The sequence below is a fragment of the Parasutterella secunda genome (genome assembly GCF_023336895.1).
Taxonomy (GTDB): Bacteria; Pseudomonadota; Gammaproteobacteria; order Burkholderiales; family Burkholderiaceae_F; genus Aphodousia; species Aphodousia faecalis.
In genome coordinates, this window is record NZ_JAMBLT010000009.1 from 42,103 (window position 1) to 64,304 (window position 22,202).

Genomic DNA, 22,202 nt, shown 5'->3' on the forward strand with positions numbered 1-22,202 from the left:
TTTCGAGCAAAAAAAATCAGTTGCAGTTGCCGATTGTACGCCTTAGAGCCATTGGGCGGCTTCAATCATTTGACGAACGATGGGGTGTTTGGCTTTAAACAAGTCTTGTTTTGCGATGGATTCAACAATTTGACCGTCATGCAAGAATAAGATCCGGTCGCATAAAGCTGTGAGCGCTTTTAAGTCGTGTGAAATAAAAAGCCAGGCGCTATCGCGCTTAGGGAGTTTTTTCAGTAATTTGACAATTTCTCCCTGAATTGAGGCGTCAAGCGAGCTTAGAGCCTCGTCAAAGATGACTAGTTTAGGTTCGGCAATGAGAGCCCGCGCGATGCACACTCGCTGAAGTTCACCGCCCGAGAGCTCATGAGGGAATCGATTGAGTTTGTCTTTATCAAGTCCAACGGATTGCAAAGCGTCTCTGAGGGATTTTTCTTTCAGTTTTTCTTCAAAATACTTTCTCTCGTCTCCACTTAAATTCTGCCATTTGAGTTCAACGGGTTCTGAGAGAATCTCACGTACTGTCCAGGAAGGATCCACAGATTGGGTGTAATTTTGAAAAATAACACTCATGCTGGCACGGTGCTTTTTCCTCCAGGAAAAAAGATCCTCTCCTTCAATTGAAATAGAGCCTTTTTCCGCCTTTTCCAATCCCAAAAGAAGCCGTGCCAAGGTTGTTTTGCCCACACCTGAAGCGCCAGCCAAACCAACAATTTCCGCGCGGTTAATCTGAAGATCAACACCATTTAAAACTGAATGAAATTTTGTCTGTGAGGAAAAAAGTCGTCTGTGAGCGGGATAGGCTTTGCAGAGTCGATGCACTTCAATGAGGCGATTATTGGAAACGTTTTGGAAATTATTTTCGCCCGATTCTCCGATTAGCCCTGTTGAAAGCTGCAACTGATTAAAAGTGGAACTTAATTCCTCCCGCATCTCAACTAAATGCCGGAAATAAGGTGTTTGGGGTTGGTTAGCAATATTTGCCAAACCGCTCTCCACAATTTGACCGTCTTTCATCACAATGATCCGATCTGCGAGTGCTTGAGCCACTGACAAATGATGAGTGATCACAATCAAGGTGGCAGCGGTCTCTTTTCGGATACGGTTGAGTCCCTGCAAGACTTCTTGAACAGAAAGTGCGTCAAGAGCGCTCGTTGGTTCATCGGCGACCACTATTTCGGGTTTCAGAATCAAAGCGCAGGCAATCATGGCGCGTTGCAGCATGCCGCCTGAGAGCTCGTGGGGGTAGTGTGTGAGAACGAAATTCGGGTCAGCTATTCGCAGAGAGCTTAAGGTTTCACAAATGGTTTTCCTTGCCGCTTCTTTTGTGAGCGACGGAAAGTGGGTGATGATTGTCTCGATGAGCTGTGGTCCGACTTTCGTTAACGGATCAAAGGCGGTGGTCGGTTGCTGGCTTAAATAAAGAATACTTTTGCCGCGGTCGCTTCGATTGTAACCCAGAGGCAGAACTTCAGAGCCATGTACTTTAACGGAACCGAAAGCGGCTAGACAAGGCGGAAGCAGTCCGCAGACGGCCTGAAGGGCTAAGGACTTGCCGGCGCCGGACTCGCCCAATAATGCCAGGGATTCGCCGGCTTTGACTTCAAAGTCAATGCCTTTAAGAATGGCGTACCGTGGATTGGCGCGGGGCACAATTTTGAGATTTCTGACCTCGATGAGGTTTTTCACACGGAGGTTTTTATCGCTCATAAAAACCTCCGTGTGAAGATGCTCTTTGTTTGGGTTCAAAAACTTGGGCGAGCGCATCGCCCAAAAAGTGCAAAGCAACAACCGTGCATAAAATCATTAAGCCCGCGGGCAGCATTTGCCAGGGGTAGAGAGTCATGACGTTTTTGGCTTCGGCCAACATCATGCCCCACTCGGCCGTTGGCGCAGAAACTCCTAATCCTAAGAAGGATAAGGAGGAAATCATCAAAATAACGCTTCCCGTGTCCAAGGTTGCTAACACAAAGAAATCGGCAAGGACATTCGGAAAGAGGTGTCGTGTCAGAATCCAGCGCCGATCGGCATTATTGACGAGACTAAACCGAATAAAAGCACTGTTTTGGATTCGTTTCGCAAGTGATCGGATCATGCGTGCGTACCATGGCCATTTGGCCACCAGGCAACCGATGATGATGTTTTCTATTCCCGGCCCTAAAAGCCCCACCATGGCTAAGATCATCACTTCACTCGGAAAGGACATCCAGAGGTCGCAAAAGCGCATCATCAGTTCATCGGTCTGGCGGTTGGCCGCCGCACTCACCAGTCCCCAGAGTGTGCCGAAAAGCGCGGTTAAAAGGGTGGCAACAAGAGACGTGTAGACACTGGATCGGATACCCCAGATCAGCCTTGAAAAAATATCTCGTCCCAAAGCATCGGTTCCTAGCCAATGGGCACTGCAAGGAGATATAAATTTATTGCCAAGATCAATAGCGGCGGGATCCGCTAGGGGTAAGGCCGGAGCAAACAGTCCCAGTGTCAAAACGCAAAACAGAAAGCCTGCTGCCAACCGGGCTGCCGGTTTATTCCATAGTGAAGAAAGGACAAAGAATAGGCGCTTCATAACGATCCTTTCTCATTGTCTCTTTGCCTTGGGTCGAGGAACGTGACAAGCAGATCACTCACTAGGTTAAAGAAAACAAAAAGAGTGGCCATCAGCAACACGTAGGCCTGGATAATTGGCAGATCTCGGTTAAATACCGCTTCCACACATAGGCGTCCGATTCCCGGCCAAGCAAAAATAGTCTCGATAATAAAAGCGCCTGCGATTAGCTTCGGGATAGACATTCCTAGAGCCGTGAGTGATGCATGCAAGGAGTTTTTAATCATGTGCCACGTGATGCTTTTTTCCGATAAGCCACGGCCGCGAGCAAAAAGTACCCAGTCTTCGTGGGCAGTTTTGATCATCTCTGAGCGAATCAAACGCATGTAGGTGCCGATGTAGGCAAGTGACAGGGTCACGGCGGGCAATACAACCGATGAGGTTGAGCGCATTCCGTTTGTAGGAAAGACGTTGAGCTGGACCGAAAAAATCCAAATCAGAATTAAAGCTGCCCAGAATCCGGGCATCGACGATGTAAAGAAAATAAAACCGCGAATAAACCAATCGGTTTTTGAATTTTCCGCTCGGGCTGAAAGGGTACCCGCCGCCAGGCTTACCGAGATGATGATCAAAAGAGCGGTAAGCGCCAGAAAAAGCGTAGCGGGAAGGGCTTCGAGGATACTGTTTGTAACCGGAAGTCGGGTGACGTAACTTAGTCCCAAATCACCATGAAGAGCGCCGCTCAACCAATCGGCGTAGCGAGTCAAAAAAGGTTTATCGAGTCCGAATTCCTGGCGGGTGGCTTCAATGAGTTCTGCCGTCGGGAGCATGCCGTTTACGCGAATGGAGGCTTCGGCCGGATCAGTCGATGAAAATTCCGCAATGGCAAACGTAATGATTGTGATGCCGATTAATATCGGCACCATGAAAAGCAAACGTTTGAGGAAAAAGCGGAGCATTTGTTCTATTGCAGAAAATCAACACAGCAATTATGGCTGATTACCTGATTCAAAGTACATGGATTCAAACGGAATTTCGTACTGTGAAACTTTGAAATCCACTCCCTTTAATGACGGCGTGTGAACCGCTTTGGTTCTGGAGTACGAAATCGGCACGTACACATCAGCATTGTGAATAGCTTCAAGAATCGTTGAGACCAGAGCCTGTCGTTTATCTTCATTCATCTCGATCATGAAGTCTCCGATCAAGCGGTCAATTTTTTCTTTATTGGGCAGTCCCAGCTGAGCTTGGTAGTCTCCGTGCGCAGGAATGCGCCAGGATGAAAGATAACTTTGTGGGTCATACGGAGCTCCCCACGAAAGCGCGTACTGCAGATCAAAATCGCCGCTTCTTTGGCGATCGAGGAAAATCTGTTTTTCCTCACCGAAAAGGTTCACTTTAATGCCGACTTGAGCCAAATCGGCTTGAATGACTTCGGCAATGGTTCTTTCCTGTGCGTTTTGCGCATTATAGTAGAAGGCAACTTCAGCTTTTATCCCGTTTTTCTCCCGAATGCCGTCTTGAGACGCAAGCCACCCCGCTTGATCAAGAAGATCTCGAGCTTTCTGTGGACTGTATTCACGGATTTTTAAATCAACGTCGCAGTAGGGGACATTGCGGGCAAAAAGGGTTGGCGCAGGCTCTTCAAGGTTGTTCAAAACTCCTTTCGCAATTGCTTGCCTGTCAATGGCGTGAGCGATAGCAAGACGCAGTGTCAAGTCTGCGGTAACAGCTCTCTTGGTGTTTAATAAAATGGCTCGGCTTGCAATGGGCTCACTTAAAGAAACCGATAGAGAATGGCTCTTTTGCAGCATGCTTAACGCATCGCTTGTCAATTGGTCACCGTCGGCGCCGAATATCAGGTCAATCTCTCCTTTTTGAAGTGCCATCAACATGGTTTGTGCGTCAGGCAGCACGTTCCATCGGATCGATTTTAATTTTGGTTTTTCACCCCAGTAGGTCTCGTTTGTGCTAAAGACCGCGTACTGGTTTCGCTTGTGTTCGGAAAGTTTCCATGGTCCGGTTCCTGCCAGGCACTTCACACCGTTATTCGTGTGACCGTTATCCATGCAGGCGGGAGATATGAAGCGAAAAGGTCTGGAAACACCGAGCTCAATCAATGTAGGGAAATAGGGATGTTTTAAGTGCAGTTCCCACGTTAATTCATCAAGCGCACGGTGAGACTCGATTTCATTGACTAAATTGAGCCATGCATGACGAATTTTATTTTCCAGGATTGCATCAACATTGGCTTTCACGCTTTGCGCGGTAAAGGGGTGACCGTCGGTATAACGAACACCCTCACGCAGATGAAAAGTGTATGTTTTGCCGTCAGCGGAAATATCCCAACTTTTGGCAAGCCACGGTTCAACGCCTTTTGCAGTATTGATGACCAGAGGTTCAAAAACCATGGCCTGAGCCGCCATTTCCCCTAAGTAGAGGTGAGGATTGATATCTCGAATATCTTTCATGCTGGCGTATTCCAGATGGAAACGATCTTGAGTATTTTTATCGGTATCAGACGGCGAACAAGCTGTCAGCCAAATAGAAACAGATACAGCAAAGATTGCTCGTAGAAATGGAGTGTGAAAAACGGTTTGCACGTGAAAAACTCCGCCGGATATCCGAATACTGGTTAAAGCGTGATTCAATGATAGGGGAAAGAGTGTGATCTCTCAATGGAAAAAAGGATTAATGAGAGAATTGAAGAAAAAACGAGTAGAAATAGAAAAAGCCCGAAAAATCGGGCTTTTTGGTCGGTACGATACTCAATTACTTGAGCTTCGTTTCCTTATAAACCACATGCTTGCGAGCAACCGGGTCATACTTGGAAATTTCCATCTTGCCCGTGCTCGTACGCTTGTTCTTGGTCGTCGTATAGAAGTGACCCGTACCGGCGGTCGACTCTAACTTGATCTTTTCACGGTTACCCTTTGCCATGGTGAACTCCTATTAGATTTCGCCGCGGGCGCGGAGGTCCGCTAAGACCGCATCAATACCGAGCTTGTCGACCGTACGAAGACCTGCCGCCGTCAGACGCAAACGAACCCAACGGTTTTCGCTTTCAACCCAAAAACGACGATATTGAAGATTGGGCATGAAACGACGCTTGGTTTTGTTGTTTGCGTGAGAGACGCGGTGGCCGACCATCGGCGCTTTGCCGGTGACTTGACACACTCGTGCCATCGCTAACTCCAGTCAAAAAATTAAAACAAAAACAACCCGCCCGAAGTAATGCATCTCACCTCGGTGGGGTCAACGGTATCGAGCATTATACTCATCGCCCCCTGCATACGCAAATTTTTATAAGTTTTATGAGGTGATAGCCCTAGTCTCTATTAATGACAAGGGCGGGCTGTCCATCGTAGCCATAGCGTCGTTTATTGCGGATGATGAGTGTAACGCTCAAAATGAAAGTCAGTGTTTCAGCTAGCGGCACAGAAAGCCAAAGACCAATCTCGCCGATTAAAAGCGGCAGACACTCGATAGCCAGAACGGTAAATAGAAACGTTCTGCAAAAAGAGACAATGGCTGCGCGTTTGCCATCTCCCATGGCTGTGAAGAGGTAGGCGGCAAACATATTGGGACACAGAAGTAACAAGGAAAGTGCAAAGTAGCCGAAATTGGCTAAAACGAGTTCAAAGACCGCCGAGTCCCTCGGAGTGAAGAAAGCCAAGACGGGAGCGGCGAAAATAACCGACATACCATAGGCTGCAAGCGAGAATATCGTCATGATGACGAGACTGTTTTTAAAGACACAGGCTAATTCTGTCCAGTTCTGTTCGCCGTATTTATAGCCTAGAATCGGACCGGTGGCTTCACAAAAACCATAAAAGATGGAATTAAAAACATACGTTGAATAGGATGCAATGGTTAAAGCGGCCACACCGTCAACACCCAACCAATACATAAAAGCTGCATTAAATAAGTAAAGCGTAACGGAAGAGGAAAGACTGCCCACCATTTCAGAAAATCCGCTTGTACATGCGCCTTTAAGAGCTGCCCAGTCGGGACGAGTCAAAATGATTTTGATAGGGGCTTTCGTTCGGCAAAAGAAAATGCCTCCGGCCACCGCCGCGACAATCCAGGAGATAACCGTCGCCAGTGCTCCGCCATACATACCCCAACCGAAAGGCCCCATAAAAACAATATCCAAAACAACATTGGTAAGACCCGAGGCGATTGAAACGGCCAGGCCCAGTTTGGGGAATCCCGCTACAGTGAAAAAAGTCTGAGACAACACGCTCAATAAAAAGCAGGGCATGAAGGCAAGCCAAACAATTTGGTACTCATAGGCATAGGCGTATTGCTCTTCGTTGACATTAAGAAAGTCCAACAGAGGATCTAATAACAAAATACCCAAGAGTCCCACGATGACTCCAAAGGCAAATTCCGCGTAAACCAGTGTGCTTAGGGCTCGGTCGGCGCCAGCTGAGTCGCCGGCCCCCATGCGTCGTGAGACAACGGAGCCGCCACCGGCAGAAAGCATGATGCCGACTGCACCCAAAAAGATGGCAAGCGGGAAGATCATATTTAGAGAGGCTAGCGCCACGGTGCCCATGTAGCGACTGATTAAAACACCATCGGCCACCATATAGCTCATGATGAAAAGCGACATCAGCATGCGAGGGAATGTGAAGCGCAACTGTCCTGCGATGCTGAAGTGTTGTCCGAGGATGGTGTTGGTGGGGCGCATAAAAGTAGCTGAAGTTTTGTTTTTTAATACTGCTGTTTTGTTGATTGAAAGCCAAGGTCAATACTAATTCAAATTTTCTGCGACTGTTTGCACAAAATACGCTAAAAAATTTAACGATTAAGCCCAAATGATGAAAACGAGATGATTAAAAAACGGTAGACTTTTGAAATATTTTGAGGGGAACATCCATGCAGGTTTTATTAGCTCAGCCGCGAGGTTTTTGCGCCGGTGTCAATCGGGCCATTGCGATTGTGGAAAAGGCCTTGGCTGTCTACGGCAGTCCGATTTATGTCCGTCATGAAATTGTTCATAACAAGACGGTGGTCAATGAACTGAAAGAAAAAGGCGCGATCTTTGTTGATCATCTAAGCGAAGTGCCCGATGGAGCAACGGCTATTTTGTCGGCCCACGGTGTTCCCAAAAGTGTTAAAGCGTACGCTTCAGGACGAAAGATTCGTCTTTTTGATGCCGCCTGCCCTTTGGTAATGAAAGTGCACCGAGAGGTCGTCAAAATGCATGAAGAGGGATTGACGGTTATTGTGATCGGTCACAAAGGACATGCGGAAGTGGAAGGGACCATGGGACAGGTCGACAACAACATCTACCGTGTCTACACTGATGAAGAAGTTGACGCTCTTAACGTGCCCGATCCCAATAAAGTCGGTTATGTGACGCAGACCACTTTGTCGACGGATGAAACGAAAGAAGTCATTGCTCGGTTGAAGGCCCGTTTCCCATCCATTCGCTCATTGTCGGCAGCGGATATTTGCTACGCCACGCAAAGTCGTCAGGAAGCTGTAAAGAAATTAGCGGCCATGGTTGACTTGGTGTTGGTGATTGGATCCAGTACCAGTTCGAATTCCCGCAGACTCCGTGATAAGGCCCAGCGTGAAGGTGTTCGCGCATTTTTAATTGACAGCGTTGCAGATATTGAACCCTCTTGGTTTGATGGCGTGGAAAAGGTGGGGCTGACAGCCGGCGCTTCAGCGCCTGAGCATTTGGTTCAAGGCGTGGTGGAATACTTAAAGGCAAACGGGGCCACCTCTGTAGAGACCATGCCGGGCGTGCCCGACAGGATTGCTTTCCCGTTGCCAGCGGGTCTTTGATAAAAAAGTGAAAGGAACGATTATGTCTAAAGAAAAACATCAAAGTGCGACACCGGCCACCGATTGGCTCAAACAACATAAGGTCGCCTTTGAACCCTTTTCTTACGAGTATGTTGAGCACGGCGGTACAGCCTCCGTTGCCGCCGCTTTCGGTTTAGATCACCACACGGTTGTAAAAACACTCATTATGGAAGACGAGCACGCGAAGCCCTTGGTGATTCTTATGCATGGTGACTGTGAAGTCAGTACCAAAAATCTTGCCCGTCAAGTGGGAGCAAAACATATCGCACCTTGTAAGCCCGAGCAAGCTCAACGCAATAGCGGCTATCAAGTTGGCGGTACTTCGCCCTTTGGAACTCGAAAACGTATGCCGGTATACGTGCAAAAGACGATTTTGGAATTGCCGGAAATTTACATCAACGGGGGGCGCCGCGGTTTTATTGTGAAAATCAACCCTTCTGTTTTGGTCGATGAATTGGGAGCAAAGCCGGTTGATTGCGCCAATGCGGATTAACCACCAATTGGTGGAAATCGTATGGGAGACCGTACGGCAGAAAACGATGAGACTCGGTTAGGAGTAGCAAAAAATGCAAACGGAAAAAGATTTTGCTCAGAAAATTTTCACTGATGTTCGTGAGATGTCGAAATCCGACCTGGGCGTTACTCGTTTGGGTTATTCGGAAAAAGAAACTCAGGTATTGAGGTATCTTGAAAAAGTCGCCCTTGATTTAAGCATGAACTGCTCGTATGACGAGGCGGGCAATCTTTGGATGACTCTTGAAGGAAAACATCCGGAGAGGCCGTTTTTAATGGTGGCCAGTCACGCCGATAGCGTTCCTGAAGGCGGAAATTTTGATGGATTGGCCGGTATCGTGTCAGGACTTTGTGCAGCCAAAGCCATTAAAGAGTCAGGCATTCAATTGGATTGTAACTTAAACGTTGTGGCTTTCCGTTGTGAAGAACAAGGCCTAATCGGTTCTCGTGCGATCTTAGGAACATTGACGCCCGAAGACTTGAATCGTCGTTATCGGCCCGAATGTAAGCTTTTGGGGGAATCGATGCAAGACTGCGGGATTAATCCGCAGGCGTTAGTTCAAGGCAAGGCCTACTTAAATCCGAAGGATGTGGCGGCTTATTTTGAATTACACATTGAACAAGGGCCGAAGTTGGAACAATCTTCTCAAGCAAAGGTTGGCCTGGTAACTGGTATTCGAGGCAATGTCTTTCACCGTGCTATTCGGTGCTTGGGGGAAACCGCTCATTCTGGTGCCATTGATTTTGAGTTTAGACACGATGCCGTGGCTGCTGTCGCTCAGCTTTTTGCCGTCATGCGCGCGCACTGGATTGAAAGGCTCAAAGCGGGCGATGATTTGGTCTACACCAACGGTGTTGTTAATACGCCGCCTTCACAGAGCTTTAACATCATTTCCGGCGAAGTAACCTTTAGCCTTGATATCCGCACACTTTCAGTACAAACGAGAGAATATTTCTATGAGCTCTTTAAAAAAGAAGCTCGAAAGATAGAAGCTGACTTTGGTGTTCGCTTCGAATTTGATCAGGCGTTCTACATTGAGCCAGCCTTAAGTGACGGGCACTTAATTAATAAATTGGAATCTTCGGCTGCTCAAGAAAATATTCCGGTTATTCGTATGCCTTCGGGCGCCGGCCATGATGCCGGTGATATTGCTCAGGAAGGCATCCCGATGGCGATGATTTTTATCGCTAATCAAAACGGTTCACACAATCATCGCGAAGCCATGCGAATGGAAGACTTTTTGTCCGGCGTGCAAATTTTGACTCGTACGCTCAAAGATCTTTAGTGAATGATATCCGCGGCGGCTTCTTTAAGCCGCCAACGAGGCTTAACACCAAATTTCATATTCTTAAAATGACGATTAATGTCATCGGCGCTCATGTGCTTCATTCGCTCTAAACCGGCAGTGGCGATCATCGCCCCATTATCTGTACACAGTTTGATGGGCGGAAAGAATACTTTCATGCCGCGTTTGCGCATTTCATAAACCAAGCGGTTGCGAAGCTGCTTGTTGGCGCTCACGCCTCCTGCGACCACAAGCGTTTTCATTTTTGATTGCTTCATTGCCTTGACAGTTTTTGCCGCCAAAACATCCACGACGGCATCCACAAAAGCTCGGGCTAAATTGGCGCGAAAGGTTTCATCCGTTGCATCGGGTGCATTTTTAACGGCGGTCAATACCGCGGTTTTTAAACCCGAAAAACTCATGTCAAGATTGGGTGAATGAATCATGGGACGGGGCAGTTCAATGGCGCCGGACGTGCCCTTCTCGGCTAAAGCGCTCACGGCGGGACCGCCCGGGTAGCACATGCCCAAGAGCTGTGCCGTTTTATCAAAGGCTTCACCCACAGCATCATCGAGCGTGTCGCCCAACAGTTCATAGTCTCCGAAGCGGTTGACTTTCATGATTTGGGTGTGGCCGCCTGATACTAAAAGCGCGATAAACGGAAATTCGGGAGCGGGATCGGCCAATAAATTAGCCAGCAGGTGCCCTTCCATGTGGTGAATACCAATAACTGGAATATCCAACGCAAAAGCGAGCGCATGAGCAACGCTTACGCCCACTAAAAGAGCGCCGGCCAAGCCCGGTCCTTGCGTAACCGCGATGGCATCAAGGTCAGTCTTGGTTTTGCCAGCCTCTTCGAGCACTTGTTCAATGAGCGGAATAACGCGACGGATATGGTCTCGGCTGGCCAATTCAGGAACCACGCCGCCATAAAGTCGGTGCATGTCAATTTGGGTGTGCACGGCATGAGCCAATAAGCCTTTTTCGCTGTCAATGAGAGCAACGCCCGTTTCGTCACAAGAGGACTCTAAACCAAGAATGAGCATAAATATCAAAAGAATCAATAAGTTATATTGATTCTGCAAGAAAAAAGACAAAAAAATGAAAGGACTATTTCCTTTTATCCGTATTTTATGCGAAAATATGCAACTTTCGGAGGTCGTGCGATACATTCCGAGATGGATTTGTGCGCACTGATCAGATCGGTAAATCAATACCGCAACATTTTTTTATTGACAGGTAAGGTGCCTGATGCCCACTATTCGTGTTAAAGAAAACGAACCGTTTGAAACCGCTCTTCGCCGTTTCAAGCGCACCATTGAAAAGAGCGGTCTTTTGACCGAATTGCGTGCTCGTGAGTTCTATGAAAAGCCCACGGCTGAACGTAAGCGTAAGAAGGCTGCTGCCATCAAGCGTCACTACAAGCGCTTGCGCAGCCAAATGTTGCCGAAGAAGCTCTACTAATTTTCGGACCGCATACAGTTGACGGTCCGATCTAGCGCAGGGACCGTCAGGGCTTGAGCTTTGTGCTTTAAGCCAAAATCACGCGTGCAAAGCTCTGACTGAAGAGAGAGGTTGCACGCGTTTTTTTTTCAAAGGAATGGAAATGACGATTAAAGAACAGATCATGGCCGATATGAAGGCCGCGATGAAAGCTCACGATGCAGCTCGTTTGGGAGCTATTCGTCTCTTGATGGCTGCTATCAAGCAAAAAGAAGTGGACGAACGTGTTCAGTGCGCAGATCCCGAGATCATCTCGATCATCGCTAAACTCGTCAAGCAACGCCACGATTCCATCGAACAATACACGGCAGCCAGTCGTCAAGACTTGGCCGATAAAGAACAGGCTGAAATTGATGTCTTATCGACCTATTTGCCTAAGCCTCTGACCGAAGAAGAAATTCTTGCCATCATCGATGAAGCCATCGCCGCCATCGGTGCTAACGGCATGGCCGCTATGGGTAAAGTGATGGGCGCGGTCAAGCCCAAGCTTACCGGTCGCGCTGACATGGGTAAGGTTTCCGCGCTGATTAAGCAAAAGTTGACCGCTTAAAACCACAGATCGGACACTTCGCTTAATGATTCCCGAGAGTTTTATCGAAGAGGTTCTTTCCCGCACGGATATCGTGCAGGTGATCGGACGCTATGTGAAGTTGCAGCACAAAGGCAGCAACTGGATGGCCTGTTGTCCGTTTCATAAGGAAAAAACGCCCTCGTTTGCCGTTAACCCCAGTAAGCAATTTTTTAAATGCTTCGGTTGCGGCGAACACGGCACGGCGATTACCTTTTTGATGAAATTCAAGGGACTGTCCTTTCCTGAAGCTATTAAAGAGCTTGCTGACGATTTAGGGATGGAAGTTCCCGAAGATCGTCAAGCCAAGATCCGTCAGGCTCGAGCTAAAACACTTACTGATTATCTGGCCCAAGCGGCGGATTTTTATCATCAAACTCTTTTTCATGATCGCCACGCCATTGAGTATCTCAAGGGACGCGGTATCACGGAAGAGACCGTCAATAAATTTCAATTGGGTTTGTCGCCTGATGCTTGGCAAGGTCTGGAGGCGATCTTTAAAGATAAAGCCTATGATGATCCTAAATTGGAAGAGTCCGGTTTGGTGATTGCCAAAGACGGTCATCGCTACGATCGTTTCAGAAGCCGAGTGATGTACCCGATTCGCAATCCCCGGGGACAGGTGATTGGCTTTGGGGCAAGAACGATGGCCCCCGGAGAGGAACCTAAGTATCTGAATTCACCGGAAACACCCGTTTATCACAAGAGTCAGGAGTTATACGGTCTCTACGAGGCTCGGGATGCCATTCATAAAAAGGGCCGCGCCATTGTGTGCGAAGGTTATATGGATGTTATCCAGATGTCCCAAGGCGGCTTCTTGGAAACCGTTGCTGCTCTCGGCACCTCCATTACACCTGAGCACGTAAAAAAACTGTTTCAGCTCTCCGATCATGTTTATTTCTCATTTGACGGAGATGCGGCTGGTTTTAAGGCTGCTCGAAGGGCGATGGAGTCGACTCTGTCCATCATCACTGATACCCAAACTGCTCATTTTGTGCTTTTGCCGCAAGATGAAGATCCGGACAGTCTGATCAAAAGTCAGGGGCCGGAAGCTTTTGAAGCACAGTTGCGCTCCGCTTTTCCGTTGTCCAAATTTTTTGTCATGGACATTGTTCGGGAAGTCAGTCAAGGACAGGGACTGCGTACAGCCGAGGAACGGGCTCAGGCTGTTGCGATTGCAAAACCCTTGTTACAGCGAATGACCGCTCATGCGCTCAGGCAACTGTTGGTGCAGGAGTTTGCGGCGGCCGTTCGCATGGAACCGGCCGAAGTTGCTTCGCTTTGCGGGGTGACGCTTTTGGATGTTCCGCAGACTAAACCGGCCAAAGCGCTTTCCGGTTATGGACGAGATACCAAACAGGGTGAACGCTCCAAGCGTCCCGTACGACCTGTGACAACGGGGCCGGTGTTTACCAACATCAAGCGCCGATTATTGCAGTGCTTCGTGACGCACCCGTCTTGGTTAATCAAGTATTCCGATCAGATTGAATACGAGATGCTCGATACCGTTGATGAGTGGGAAGAGGCGATTGTCAGACTCTGGCATTTAGCTCAAGATCATTCCAAAGGTGAGGGTTTTGAAGAGTCAAAACTGACAACGGGCTATTTACTGTCCTTTATGCAGGGCGATCCCCTCTACAATCGTTTGGCGGATTTGGCTTCCGAGGAAGAGGTGCTGCAAACGCCCGAAGCGGTGGCAGAATTTGAAATCAAGTGTGCTTTTTTGAAATTAGAAAAAGCGCAGCTCGATGCACAAATAGCCGAGCTTTTAAGCATGGAAGAGCGAGGCGAGCCGGTCGAGTCTCAGTATTTGGAACGTCTTTTTAAGCGCAGACAGGATATTCATCGATCGCTCATCGATGAAAGCTCTCAGGCTGTCGATTTTGTTTTAGACAGCCGTCTAAGTGGCTGATACAAGCGAAAGTCCCTATTTTTTACTTGCCCAATCGCCCGTTAAAGCTCGTATAATCGCAAAACCATCCGCAACAATAAAAGATTGTTTCATCGATAGACGATTGCGGAGATGATTTGCGAGCCCTTTGATTCGCAAACGACCCGAACTCTCCCTTAGCTGTTTTTCCGTCCGCCCCGGTGTTGTGACGAAGGCATAGAGTGTGTGTATGGCTACTCGAAAGAAAAAGTCGTCCAAAAGCGAACCGCTGACTGTTCAATCCGCCTGCTCTGCGGAAACCACCATCGATATTCTTTTTGATCAACCGCTTCGGATCCAGACGCCTGATCCGAGTATCTTGCCGCAAGCGAGTAACACCAAACGCAAAAGAATGCGTTTGAAAAAATCGCTCGAAAAGGTCTATCAAAACGGGGCAAGCGAATTGCGTTTGCAAAAACTTCGTGCTTTGATCGTCTCGGCTAAACGAAATGGCTTTGTTACCTACGAGCAGCTATCAGAGGTATTGCCCGAGCAGGTTGAAGATGAAGATGAAGCCATCGCTAAACTTGAGCACGCTTTCAGCTTCTTAGGTATTCAAGTGCTTGAGCAGCCGCCGGCTGAAGATGAAATTTTGCTCAATGATTCGCCTTTATCGCTTGTACAGGAAGACGGCGATGAGGACGATGACGAGGATGTTCTCTCGCTTGTTGAAAGCGATGTGTCGAGAACGTCGGATCCTATGACAATGTACACACGTGAAATGGGAGCAGTCCCCCTTTTAACGCGTGAAGAAGAAATCTCGATTGCCCGTCGTATTGAAAACGGCTTTCAGGCAATGATGGAAGCAATCGCCGACAGTCCCTCGGCATTGAAAACGCTTGTGGACATGGCCGATATGCTTCGCGCCGATGAAGTGAGCGTCGAGGCCATTGTCGATGGAGTGACAGACGAGGATATTGATTCGGTTTCAATGACCGAAGAGAAAATGCCGGAGTATGACGAAGAAGCCGATGACGATGTGCAGGAAGTCTCAATTGGGGCTTCGGCCATGAGTTCAGAGCAACTTAAAGTGCTTAAAGAAACGACGCTTGACATCCTTGATACCTGCAAGGGATATTTTGATTGCATGAGCCAATTGCCCGTGGACAGTGATCAGTATCGTCAGCTTGAAGTGGCGGTTAAAGAGCAATTAATGCGTGTGCGCTTTACGGCTTCGACGGTTCGTACATTGTCAGACTTATTACATGACAAGGCCGAAGCGTTTAAACGTATTGAGCAGGATGCTCAAAGACTTTTGGTTGATGTTGTCGGAATGCCCAAGGCTGAGTTTGGACGGCTATTTCGAGATGAAGGTTTCTCGGAAAGTGCTTTACGCGCCTGTTTGAAATCCGATAGGCCTTACGTCTTGGCGCTAGAGAAGAATTTTGACTCCATTTTGCACGTGCAGTCCGTATATAGTTCGTTGGCCAGAGAGGCAAGGTTGCCAGCTCAACGCATGCGTGAACTTTATGCTCAAATGTGCAAAGCCGAGCAAAGTGTGCGTGAAGCTAAACAAGAGATGATCAATGCCAATCTGCGCCTGGTGATTTCTATTGCAAAGCACTATCTAAACCGCGGACTTCAATTCTTGGATTTAATTCAGGAAGGCAACCTCGGTTTGATGAAGGCGGTTGATAAATTTGAATACAGACGCGGTTACAAGTTTTCAACGTATGCGACTTGGTGGATACGTCAGGCGATCACTCGTGCGCTGGCTGATCAAGGGCGAACCATCCGCATTCCGGTACACATGGTTGAAACGCTCAACAAAATCACGCGAATTTCAAAACAATATCAGCAAGAATACGGCCATGAGCCTTCTTACGCCTACTTAGCTCAAGAGGTTGGACTCACAGAGCGACGTGTCCGAACTATTATGCGGGCTCGCCGTGAGCCCGTCTCAATTGATTCTCCGGTAGGCGATGAAGAGGATTCTCATCTGGTTGATTTCATCGAGGACAAAACTTCTTTAGGACCGCTTGAGAGAGCTGAAAATGATAATCTCAAAGAGGTGGTCCACGAAGTGCTTGCCTCATTATCGCCTCGAGAGGCTAAAGTGCTTATGCTTCGGTACGGTATCGATACCAGTACGGAACACACACTTGAAGAACTAGGGCGCCAATTTGTTGTGACCCGTGAGCGCATTCGCCAAATCGAAGCGAAAGCGCTTAGAAAGCTTCGTCATCCCAGTAGAGCGAATAAGCTTAGGGGATTCTTAGATAGTGATAACATTAAAATAATTTGATCTATATCAAATAAATAAAAAAGCCTGTGAATTTTGTTGCACAGGCTTTTCTTTTCTAGTGTATCTTAATAAGTTCGCAGTAGCGGTTTGGTGGCCCTTCGTCATAGGACGAATCTAGTCTGTATCTGTATATCTTAGCCCCGAAACCTCTGCTTATTGTAAATTCGGGTTTTACCTGAAGGTGTTTGTCTTTCTTCTGAAAGAATAAAGCTCTCAGGTGAAATAATCAACGGGAATCGGGTTGGCAGCAATGCTGATCGGACCGGTTGGAGAAAACTCTCTTGCGTGGGTCAAAGGCTAAGAACGCGAAATTCTGTTTATTGCAATGATGTCGGCACGAGTAAAGAATAGGTGCCGTGGGAACTTTTGTTCCATAGGAATTTGCGCGTTGTAAGTTTTGCCTTCGTTGTTCGCAAGTTGGGTATTTTCCTTCCGATGAAGTTACTGAATATTTGTACGAAATGATGAAAAAAGCGACTGTCAAAAAAGCAACCTCTAAAAAGACGGACCGCAGCGCCGATAAGGCAGAGGTTTTGGTCAATGAGGCTTCTATGGGTGAAGATCTCAATGAGTGGTTGCACTCACATGAGCAGTTGGATTTTGATCTCAAGGGCAGTTTAAAGCTCGATGATGACGAGTATGCCCAAGAGGAGCTCGATGAAGAAGAGCTCGAAGAAGAGATTGAAGAAGCTGAGGAGCTGTCTGAAGAAGGTTTCGAAGACGGTTTTGAGGAGCTTCCCAAGGTAGAAAAGCGAAAGGGCGGACGCAAAAAGAGTGACCCGATCGCTGACTTGATGCCTGTGCAGCCTGAGCATGAAGAAGGCGCCGAAAACGGCTATCGCCAATTGGTTCGTTTCGGCCGTTCGCGTGGTTGGGTGACCATCGCTGAAATCAATGACTTGTTGCCCGAAAGCGCCTTACGCTCTGAAGATGCCTTGACGGAAATCACATTGGGTTTGGGCCGCTTCGGTGTGCAGGTGTTTGACCACACGCCTGACGAAGACACGGTGGCGATGTTGGCCGAGCAACAGGCAACGGTCGATGATGATATCGATGAAGAAGATGCCGCAACGATTTTGACACCTGAAGAAAGCGCTGGTCTTTCCAAAGATCCGCTTCGCGCCTATTTGCGTGGTGTCGGCAGCCATAAACTCTTAACCCGTGAAGGCGAAATTGAAGTCGCCAAGAGTATCGAACAGCACCGCGCCCGTTTGGTACAGGTGGTACTGATGTCGCCGCTCTCCATTCAAGAGTTGTTGGTCTTGGCTCAAAAGATTCGTGAAGGATCCGAAACGATCGACAACGTGATCGACGGTTTCACCGACGTGGCCGGAGAAGAAATTCAAGACGACAGTGGCGATTTGAACACCGATATCGGTGCTGCCGCTATGACGGTTGAGCAGCTTGAGGAAATGAAAGAGCGTGCTCTGGAGATGTTTGATCGTTTGAAGGGATACCTTGAGACGATGCGAGAAAGTTTCGGTGATCCTGCTAAGAAGAAGGATTTCGAGCGTGCTCGCCAAAATATCTCCGATGAACTGTCCATCGTGCGTTTCTCTGTGAAGACGGTGACGCATTTGGCCGATATCCTCGCCGAACATATGTCCAAGGTGACCGATACCATGTATGCCATGCGCGACGTGATGGTCAACAAGGCTCACATGCCTCAAGAACGTTTCGTCAAAGGATTTAATGAACGCTGTTGTGATCGCCAATGGCTCAATGATGAAGTGGCAAGCGGTGAGTCCTGGTCTGCGGCGTTGGAACACAACCGTGGTGTTTTCGAAGAGTTGCAGGCCCGACTGATCGGATTGCAGGACGATGCAAGTTTGCCCATCGCCGAACAGCGGGATCTGCACCGCAGCATGACCGTTGCTCAAGCAAGTTTGTCTAAGGCTAAGGCTAAGATGATCGAAGCCAACCTTCGTTTGGTTATTTCTATTGCCAAGGGCTATGTTAATCGCGGTTTGGCCATGCCGGACCTCATCCAGGAAGGCAATTTGGGTTTGATGAAGGCTGTGGATAAGTTTGAATACCGCCGTGGCTATAAGTTCTCAACCTATGCTACATGGTGGGTGCGTCAGGCTGTAACGCGTGCGGTCGCAGACTACGGTAATACGATTCGTATTCCGGTGCATATGACAGAGTCTTACAACAAGATTCGTCGCATTAAGCAAAAATACCTGCAAGAGCACGGCAAACAGCCCTCTGACAATGAATTGGCTCAATTGTCCGGAGTGCCGTTACCCAAGGTACAGTTGTTGATCCAAGCCATGCGTGGTGTTGAATCCATCGACGCACCGATTGGTGACGATGAAGACGCAACAAAGCTTGACTTTGTCCGCGGTGATGAAGAACAGGATCCACAACGCCGCTTCATGGTGACAGCGATGGAAGAAGAGATTAAAAAATCACTTGATCGTTTGACCGATCGTGAAGCTACGGTTCTGCGTTTGCGCTACGGAATCGGAACCAGTCATGACCATACGCTCGAGGAAGTGGGTCGCTCAATGGGTTTGACGCGTGAACGCGTTCGTCAGATCGAAAGCGCGGCCATTCGTAAATTGCGCAGCCCGGATTTTGCTGAAAGACTGCGTGATTACGTGCAGACTCGTTAACGATTAATTTTTTAACTGTCAGGCCACTCTTATCGCAAGGTACGAGTGGCCTTTTTCGAAAATATGACCCAATACAATCCCTGGCGCTTTTGTGTGGCGCCGATGCTTGACTGGACCGATCGTCACTGCCGCTATTTTCATCGGCAACTGTCTCGACATGCGAGACTGTACACAGAGATGGTGACAACGGGCGCCATTATTTACGGTGATAAAGCCAGACATCTGAACTTCAATAAAGAAGAGCACCCGGTGGCCCTGCAGTTAGGCGGCAGCGATCCGAAGGACTTGGCTTTATGTGCCAAGATTGCCCAAGATTGGGGCTATGATGAAATTAATCTCAATTGCGGTTGCCCCAGTGAACGTGTGCAACGCGGTTCATTCGGAGCCTGTTTGATGGCCGAGCCTCAATTGGTGGCCGATTGCTGCAAGGCGATGCAGGACGCTGTCGATATTGATGTGACGGTCAAACACCGTATCGGCATTGACAAGGTGGAAGATTATGGTTTTGTTCGTGACTTTGTCGGAACGCTCTACGAAGCCGGTGTTAGAACCTTTATCGTACATACACGCAATGCTTGGTTAAAAGGATTAAGTCCGAAAGAAAACCGCGAGGTACCGCCACTAAGACGAGAAGTCGCTTTTGATTTGAAACGGGATTTTCCGACAGCCACCATTGTCATTAATGGACAAGTTGATACGTTAGAGTTGGCTGAAGAGTTGCTGCAAAAGGTTGACGGAGTAATGATGGGCCGAGCAGCCTATAAGACGCCGTGGGTTTTAAGTGATGTGGATGCCAGACTTTTTGCGGATATGCATCCGGTTGCAAGCCGCGAAGAATTAATTGAGATAATGACTCAATATATTCGCCGCGAAACACCGACTGACAGTCATGTACCTCGCGCAACGGCCAAAGCGATGATTGGTCTTTTGCAAGGACTAGCCGGTGCTCGCTTTTATCGCCGCACTCTGTCCGATCCGGCCGCATTTGCTGAAACCGGTACACAGGTGCTTAAGGCTGCATTCGCTAGCGCTGGTTGGGGAGAGCGCCTGACAGATGATCGTCGTGATGATGATGAATTCTGATGGTGGCTCTATATAATGGGCAGAATCTGAAAAACTATGATGTGTTGCTCGTGAAAGCGGGTAAAAAGAGGTTTTATGAAAATATTGGTAGCCGTGAAACGGGTTGTTGACTACAACGTGAAAGTCCGCCTCAATGAGGCGGGTGAGCCTGATACAGCCACAGTCAAAATGTCTATTAATCCCTTCGATGAAATTGCCACTGAGTGCGCCGTTCAATTGAAGGAAAAGGGAATCGCCTCTGAGGTGGTGGCCGTAACGATTGGAGCTCAGAAAAGTCTCGATACGTTACGCGTAGCCATGGCGATGGGGGCTGACCGTGGGATTCACGTCCTGAGTGAAGAGTTGATTCAACCGTTGCAAGTGGCCAAGATCCTTCAAAAAATCGTCGAAAAAGAAAATCCCGACATGATCATTGTGGGCAAACAGGCCATTGACAATGATGCCAATCAGGTTGGACAAATGCTTGCTACTTATTGCAATATCCCACAAGCCAGTTTTGCCTCCAAGTTGGAAATCGCCAATAGTGCTGAAGCATTGGTAACTCGTGAGGTTGATGGGGGCGTGCAGACAGTGGCTGTTAAGCTTCCCGCTGTTATTACGGCGGACTTGCGTTTGGCTGAACCGCGTTATGTAACGTTGCCCAACATGATGAAAGCCAAGAAAAAGCCGGTGGAAACAATTGAAGTGGGTACACTCGGCGTTGACATCGCTCATCGCCTCAAACCGGTGAGCTACAGCATGCCGAAAAAAGAAAAGAACGGTCAGATGTTAAGTTCTGTGTCTGAACTCATCAACAAGCTTCAGACCGAAGCAAAAGTACTGTAGGAAGGAGAATGTTTATGCGAGCTTTAGTGATTGGTGAAGTCAACGCCGCAGGCATTAAGCCTACAGCCGCGAGTTTGGTGACGGCTGCCGTTAAAGCTGCCGGTGTAACGGATATGCTTCTTTTGGGGCAGGGACAATCTGCGCAAGATGTGGCAAAGACTTTTAGTGGTGTTGAGACTGTTTTCGTTAATCCCGCTGACGGTGAAAATATCTTAACCGAGTCGCTCTCCAAAGCGGTTGTTGCTTTGGTCAAAGAACATGGATATAGCCATGTGTTTTTTGAAGCGAGTTCGATGGGTAAAAGTGTCATGCCCCGTGTGGCAGCGCTATTGGATGTTGCTCCGCTTTCTGATGTCACGGCGGTTATTGATGCGCAAACGTATGTTCGTCCGATTTTCGCCGGAAGCATTGAAGTGACGCTTAAAGATGAAGAACCGGTGATTGTCGCGAGTATTCGTGCAACGGCTTTTGATGCTTGTGAAAAGAACGGTCAAGCGCAAATAGTCATGAATGCACCGTTTCCTGAAACGATGAGAACCCGCAAAGTAAGTTTTGAAGCCGTCAAAACGGATAGACCGGCACTGCAAGGCGCACGAATTGTGGTGGCTGGTGGCCGTGGTCTCGAAGATGAGGAAGGCTTTAAAAAGTTGGCTCAATTGGCTGATCGTTTGGGAGCGGCCATTGGTGCAACACGTGCCGTTGTGGATTTGGGTTTATGTCCTAACGATTGGCAAGTTGGTCAAACGGGTAAGATTATTGCTCCCGATTTATACATTGCCATCGGTATTTCAGGGGCCATGCAGCATATTGCAGGCATTAAAGACGCCAAGGTTGTAGTAGCGATCAATAATGATCCTGAAGCACCGATCTTTGAAGTGGCCGATTACGGTTTGGTCATGGATGCAAAGGCAGGCATTGATGAGCTGCTTAAAGAGTTGAATTGATAGCGGTATTTGCTTAAAGAAAATTTTGGGGGCTCAGGCCCCCAAATTTTTTTTTCGAGTAGAGGTCTTGACAAAGCCGATTTTGGGGTTAAAATACGCAACCCGTTGCTCAGCGAGCGGCGAAAGTCCAGATCTTGTGGAGTTAAAAAAATTTTCTACAAGGCTCTTGACGGTGGAAAATTCTTCGAGTAAGATTCCACTCCCTGTTTGAGCGAGAGCTCAAGCAAGTCAAGTGAAAAAGAAAATAAAAAATATTTTCGAAAAGACTTGACAAGACGAATTTGAGTCTTATAATTCTCAAACTCGTCAGCTCGAAAGAGCG

19 protein-coding genes are annotated in these 22,202 nt (G+C 48.1%); 11 read left to right on the plus strand and 8 right to left on the minus strand.

The window, feature by feature from the left end; genetic code table 11:
- Positions 1 to 42: 42 nt before the first annotated feature.
- The 7 genes from M3080_RS07435 to M3080_RS07465 all read right to left on the minus strand — a co-directional run bounded on the left by M3080_RS07435 (position 43) and on the right by M3080_RS07465 (position 7,238).
- Entirely contained in the window at positions 43 to 1,707 is a 1,665-nt protein-coding gene (locus tag M3080_RS07435) for an ABC transporter ATP-binding protein (protein ID WP_249092541.1), read from the minus strand.
- The gene (locus M3080_RS07440; RefSeq protein ID WP_249092542.1) at positions 1,697 to 2,563 is read right to left on the minus strand and encodes an ABC transporter permease; all 867 of its coding nucleotides are present in this window, start codon (positions 2,561 to 2,563) and stop codon (positions 1,697 to 1,699) included. Before M3080_RS07440 ends, M3080_RS07435 begins: the two co-directional genes overlap by 11 nt.
- Positions 2,560 to 3,501 (minus strand): nickel/cobalt ABC transporter permease, encoded by a 942-nt coding sequence (gene opp1B / locus M3080_RS07445; protein WP_249092543.1) that lies wholly within the window; start codon positions 3,499 to 3,501, stop codon positions 2,560 to 2,562. The genes M3080_RS07440 and opp1B overlap by 4 nt, the downstream gene beginning before the upstream one ends.
- 30 nt (positions 3,502 to 3,531) lie before the next feature.
- Positions 3,532 to 5,145, minus strand: a complete 1,614-nt coding sequence (nikA, locus tag M3080_RS07450; RefSeq protein ID WP_249092544.1) for a nickel ABC transporter substrate-binding protein — start codon at positions 5,143 to 5,145, stop codon at positions 3,532 to 3,534.
- 169 nt (positions 5,146 to 5,314) lie between these two features.
- Positions 5,315 to 5,482, minus strand: coding sequence for a 50S ribosomal protein L33 (gene rpmG, locus M3080_RS07455; RefSeq protein WP_022472349.1), 168 nt, complete (start codon positions 5,480 to 5,482; stop codon positions 5,315 to 5,317).
- A gap of 12 nt (positions 5,483 to 5,494) precedes the next feature.
- On the minus strand, positions 5,495 to 5,728 hold the full coding sequence (gene rpmB, locus M3080_RS07460) for a 50S ribosomal protein L28 (RefSeq protein WP_022472348.1): 234 nt from the start codon (positions 5,726 to 5,728) through the stop codon (positions 5,495 to 5,497).
- Positions 5,729 to 5,870: 142 nt separating this feature from the next.
- Entirely contained in the window at positions 5,871 to 7,238 is a 1,368-nt protein-coding gene (locus M3080_RS07465; protein WP_249092545.1) for an MATE family efflux transporter, read from the minus strand.
- Between the two features lie 188 nt (positions 7,239 to 7,426).
- On the opposite strand from M3080_RS07465, the gene ispH reads away from it, so the two are divergent.
- The 3 genes from ispH to M3080_RS07480 all read left to right on the plus strand — a co-directional run bounded on the left by ispH (position 7,427) and on the right by M3080_RS07480 (position 10,164).
- A complete protein-coding gene (gene ispH, locus M3080_RS07470) occupies positions 7,427 to 8,344 on the plus strand; it encodes a 4-hydroxy-3-methylbut-2-enyl diphosphate reductase (protein WP_022472346.1) in 918 nt (305 codons plus the stop codon).
- A gap of 22 nt (positions 8,345 to 8,366) precedes the next feature.
- Positions 8,367 to 8,858, plus strand: coding sequence for a Cys-tRNA(Pro) deacylase (gene ybaK, locus M3080_RS07475; RefSeq protein ID WP_022472345.1), 492 nt, complete (start codon positions 8,367 to 8,369; stop codon positions 8,856 to 8,858).
- A 73-nt stretch (positions 8,859 to 8,931) separates the two neighbouring features.
- Positions 8,932 to 10,164, plus strand: coding sequence for a Zn-dependent hydrolase (locus tag M3080_RS07480; protein ID WP_249092546.1), 1,233 nt, complete (start codon positions 8,932 to 8,934; stop codon positions 10,162 to 10,164).
- Here M3080_RS07480 and tsaD read toward each other — a convergent pair.
- Complete coding sequence (gene tsaD / locus M3080_RS07485; RefSeq protein WP_249092547.1) at positions 10,161 to 11,210, minus strand: tRNA (adenosine(37)-N6)-threonylcarbamoyltransferase complex transferase subunit TsaD; 1,050 nt, start codon at positions 11,208 to 11,210, stop codon at positions 10,161 to 10,163. The genes M3080_RS07480 and tsaD overlap by 4 nt on opposite strands.
- Positions 11,211 to 11,415: 205 nt before the next feature.
- Here tsaD and rpsU point away from each other — a divergent pair, with 205 nt between their 5' ends.
- From rpsU to M3080_RS07525, 8 genes are all read left to right on the plus strand, one after another.
- Positions 11,416 to 11,628: a 30S ribosomal protein S21 gene (gene rpsU / locus M3080_RS07490; RefSeq protein ID WP_022472342.1), complete on the plus strand. Its 213-nt coding sequence runs from the start codon at positions 11,416 to 11,418 to the stop codon at positions 11,626 to 11,628.
- A gap of 142 nt (positions 11,629 to 11,770) precedes the next feature.
- A complete protein-coding gene (locus M3080_RS07495; protein ID WP_249092548.1) occupies positions 11,771 to 12,217 on the plus strand; it encodes a GatB/YqeY domain-containing protein in 447 nt (148 codons plus the stop codon).
- Between the two features lie 25 nt (positions 12,218 to 12,242).
- The gene (dnaG, locus tag M3080_RS07500) at positions 12,243 to 14,147 is read left to right on the plus strand and encodes a DNA primase (protein ID WP_249092549.1); all 1,905 of its coding nucleotides are present in this window, start codon (positions 12,243 to 12,245) and stop codon (positions 14,145 to 14,147) included.
- Between the two features lie 208 nt (positions 14,148 to 14,355).
- A complete protein-coding gene (rpoD, locus tag M3080_RS07505; protein ID WP_249092550.1) occupies positions 14,356 to 16,410 on the plus strand; it encodes an RNA polymerase sigma factor RpoD in 2,055 nt (684 codons plus the stop codon).
- 461 nt (positions 16,411 to 16,871) lie between these two features.
- Positions 16,872 to 19,028: an RNA polymerase sigma factor RpoD gene (gene rpoD / locus M3080_RS07510; protein WP_249092551.1), complete on the plus strand. Its 2,157-nt coding sequence runs from the start codon at positions 16,872 to 16,874 to the stop codon at positions 19,026 to 19,028.
- A gap of 63 nt (positions 19,029 to 19,091) precedes the next feature.
- Positions 19,092 to 20,111: a tRNA dihydrouridine(20/20a) synthase DusA gene (gene dusA, locus M3080_RS07515; protein ID WP_249092552.1), complete on the plus strand. Its 1,020-nt coding sequence runs from the start codon at positions 19,092 to 19,094 to the stop codon at positions 20,109 to 20,111.
- 75 nt (positions 20,112 to 20,186) lie between these two features.
- On the plus strand, positions 20,187 to 20,936 hold the full coding sequence (locus M3080_RS07520; protein WP_022472336.1) for an electron transfer flavoprotein subunit beta/FixA family protein: 750 nt from the start codon (positions 20,187 to 20,189) through the stop codon (positions 20,934 to 20,936).
- Positions 20,937 to 20,950: 14 nt separating this feature from the next.
- A complete protein-coding gene (locus M3080_RS07525; protein ID WP_022472335.1) occupies positions 20,951 to 21,880 on the plus strand; it encodes an electron transfer flavoprotein subunit alpha/FixB family protein in 930 nt (309 codons plus the stop codon).
- The last annotated feature ends 322 nt before the right edge of the window (positions 21,881 to 22,202 follow it).